The organism is Hydrogenophaga sp., from assembly GCF_028698005.1.
Classification (GTDB): Bacteria; Pseudomonadota; Gammaproteobacteria; order Burkholderiales; family Burkholderiaceae_C; genus Hydrogenophaga.
Genome location: NZ_JAQVEJ010000241.1, coordinates 1 through 3,104 on the forward strand (window position 1 = coordinate 1; position 3,104 = coordinate 3,104).

Below are 3,104 nucleotides of genomic sequence, written 5' to 3' on the forward strand. Positions count from 1 at the left end.
CGGCTTCCCTGCCAGAGGGCACATACAATCCGAATTGACGTGCACGTCAATGTCCGTGCATCCCCATTCGAACCCGTTTCCATTTCCCAACCCTGAGGAGCAACCGCATATGAAGGTCATCGTCCCCGTCAAGCGCGTGGTGGACTACAACGTCAAGGTGCGTGTCAAGAGCGACGGCAGCGGCGTCGATATTGCGAACGTGAAGATGAGCATGAACCCGTTCGACGAGATTGCGATGGAAGAAGCGGTGCGCCTGAAGGAAAAGGGCGTGGCCACCGAGGTGATCGCGGTCTCGTGCGGTGTTGCGCAATGCCAGGAGACGCTGCGCACGGCCATGGCCATTGGTGCCGACCGGGGCATTCTGGTGGAGACCACCGAGGAGCTGCAGCCGCTGGCGGTGGCCAAGCTGCTCAAGGCGCTGGTGGACAAGGAGCAGCCGGGCCTGGTGATTCTGGGCAAGCAGGCGATCGATGACGATGCCAACCAGACGGGCCAGATGCTGGCGGCGCTGGCCGACCTGCCCCAGGGCACCTTCGCCTCCAAGGTGGAAGTCGGGGGTGACAAGGTGAAGGTCACGCGCGAGGTCGATGGTGGTCTGGAGACCGTTGAGCTGAGCCTGCCGGCGGTGGTCACGACCGACCTGCGCCTGAACGAGCCGCGCTACGTGACGCTGCCCAACATCATGAAGGCCAAGAAAAAGCCCCTGGAGACGCTCAAGCCGGCGGACCTGGGGGTGGACGTGACGCCGCGGCTGAAGACGCTGAAGGTGGCGGAGCCGGCCGGACGCAAGGCTGGCGTGAAGGTGCCGGATGTGGCCACGCTGGTGGACAAGCTCAAGAACGAAGCCAAGGTGATCTGAGGAGAAATGAACATGACCGTACTCGTCATCGCAGAACACGACAACCAGACGATCAAGGGCGCCACGCTCAACACTGTGACGGCTGCGGCGCAGCTGGGCGCCGAGGTGCACGTGCTGGTGGCCGGACACAACGCGGGTGCAGCGGCGCAGGCGGCGGCGCAGATCGCGGGGGTGGCCAAGGTGCTCCACGCGGACGCCGAGGGCTTTGCCCACGGGCTGGCCGAGAACGTGGCGGCGCAGGTGCTGGCCGTTGCCGAGGGCTACAGCCACCTGCTGTTCCCGGCCACGGCCAGTGGCAAGAACGTGGCCCCGCGCGTGGCGGCCAAGCTGGATGTGGCGCAGATCAGCGACATCACCAAGGTGGTCAGTGGCGACACGTTCGAGCGGCCGATCTACGCGGGCAACGCGATGGCGACGGTGCAAAGCGCGGATGCGAAGAAGGTGATCACGGTGCGCACCACGGGTTTTGACGCTGCGGGCCAGGGTGGCAGCGCGGCGGTGGAGACGGTGGCGGCGGTGGCCGCCAGCGGCCAGAGCGCGTACGTGGGCAGCGAGATCGCCAAGAGCGACCGGCCGGAGCTGACGGCGGCCAAGATCATCGTCTCCGGGGGCCGAGCGCTGGGCAGTGCCGAGAAGTTCAACGAGGTGATGACGCCGCTGGCGGACAAGCTGGGGGCGGCCATTGGTGCCTCGCGTGCGGCGGTGGATGCGGGCTACGCGCCCAACGACCTGCAGGTGGGACAGACGGGCAAGATCGTGGCGCCGCAGTTGTACATTGCGGCGGGCATCTCGGGGGCGATCCAGCACCTGGCGGGCATGAAGGACTCCAAGGTGATCGTGGCGATCAACAAGGACCCGGAGGCGCCCATCTTCCAGGTGGCCGACTATGGCCTGGAGGCCGACCTGTTCCAGGCCGTGCCCGAGCTGGTCGCCAAACTGTAAGCCGCTTCCGAGCGCAAGGGCATCGTTCGCGATGCCCTTCTTGTATCTGTACTTCCCCAAGACGCTTCCGGAGATCCCGCATGAGCTACGCCGCCCCCCTGAAGGATATGCTGTTCAACATCGAGCACATCGCTCGCATCGACCAGGTGGCCCAGTTGCCCGGCTTTGAGGAGGCGGGGCTGGACACCGCGCAGGCCGTGCTGGAGGAGTGCGCCCGGCTCAACGAAGGCGTGATCGCGCCGTTGAATTTCGAGGGTGACAAGAACCCGTCGTTCTGGAAGGACGGGCAGGTCACCACCACGCCGGGCTTCAAGGACGCCTACCGCCAGTACGCCGAGGGTGGCTGGCAGGGTCTGCAGCACCCGGTGGACTTCGGCGGCCAGGGCCTGCCCAAGACCATCGGCGCGGCCTGCGGCGAGATCCTCAACAGCGCCAACATGAGCTTAGCGCTGTGCCCGCTGCTCACCGATGGCGCCATCGAGGCGCTGCTCACGGCCGCCGGCGATGACCTCAAGGCCACCTACCTGGACAAGCTGGTCAGCGGCCAGTGGACCGGCACCATGAACCTGACCGAGCCGCAGGCCGGCTCCGACCTGGCCGCGGTGCGCACGCGCGCCGAACCGCAGCCTGACGGCACCTACAAGATCTTCGGCACCAAGATCTTCATCACCTACGGTGAGCACGACATGGCCGACAACATCGTCCATCTCGTGCTGGCCCGAGTGACCGGAGCGCCCGAGGGCGTCAAGGGCATCAGCCTGTTCGTGGTGCCCAAGTTCCTGGTCAACGCCGACGGGTCGCTGGGCGCGCGCAACGACGTGCACTGCGTCTCCATCGAGCACAAGATGGGCATCAAGGCCTCGCCGACGGCGGTGCTGCAGTACGGCGACCACGGCGGCGCCACCGGTTACCTGGTCGGCGAGGAAAACCGCGGCCTGGAGTACATGTTCATCATGATGAACGCGGCCCGCTATGCGGTGGGGGTGCAGGGCATCGCCATCGCCGAGCGCGCGTACCAGAAGGCGGTGGCCTACGCCCGGGAGCGCGTGCAGAGCCGCCCGGTGGACGGCAGCTTCACCACCGCCGCGCCGATCATTCACCACGCGGACGTCAAGCGCATGCTCATGACCATGCGCGCCGCCACCGAGGGTTGCCGCGCCATGGCCAGCGTGGCTGCCGCAGCCTACGATGCGGCGCACCACCATCCGGATGCCGACGTGCGCAAGCAAAATGCCACGTTCTACGAATTCCTGGTGCCGCTGGTCAAGGGCTACAGCACCGAGATGAGCCTGGAGATCACCAG

Annotated in this window: 3 protein-coding genes; all 3 read left to right on the forward strand. The window is 66.3% G+C overall.

Features of this window, described 5'->3' with window-relative positions; translation table 11 throughout:
- Window positions 1–109 precede the first annotated feature (109 nt).
- Entirely contained in the window at window positions 110–859 is a 750-nt protein-coding gene (locus PHQ87_RS15395; RefSeq protein WP_300236304.1) for an electron transfer flavoprotein subunit beta/FixA family protein, read from the forward strand.
- A gap of 12 nt (window positions 860–871) precedes the next feature.
- On the forward strand, window positions 872–1,801 hold the full coding sequence (locus PHQ87_RS15400; protein WP_300236306.1) for an FAD-binding protein: 930 nt from the start codon (window positions 872–874) through the stop codon (window positions 1,799–1,801).
- 80 nt (window positions 1,802–1,881) lie between these two features.
- A partial coding sequence (locus tag PHQ87_RS15405; RefSeq protein WP_300236309.1) for an acyl-CoA dehydrogenase family protein occupies window positions 1,882–3,104 on the forward strand: 1,223 nt, incomplete at its 3' end.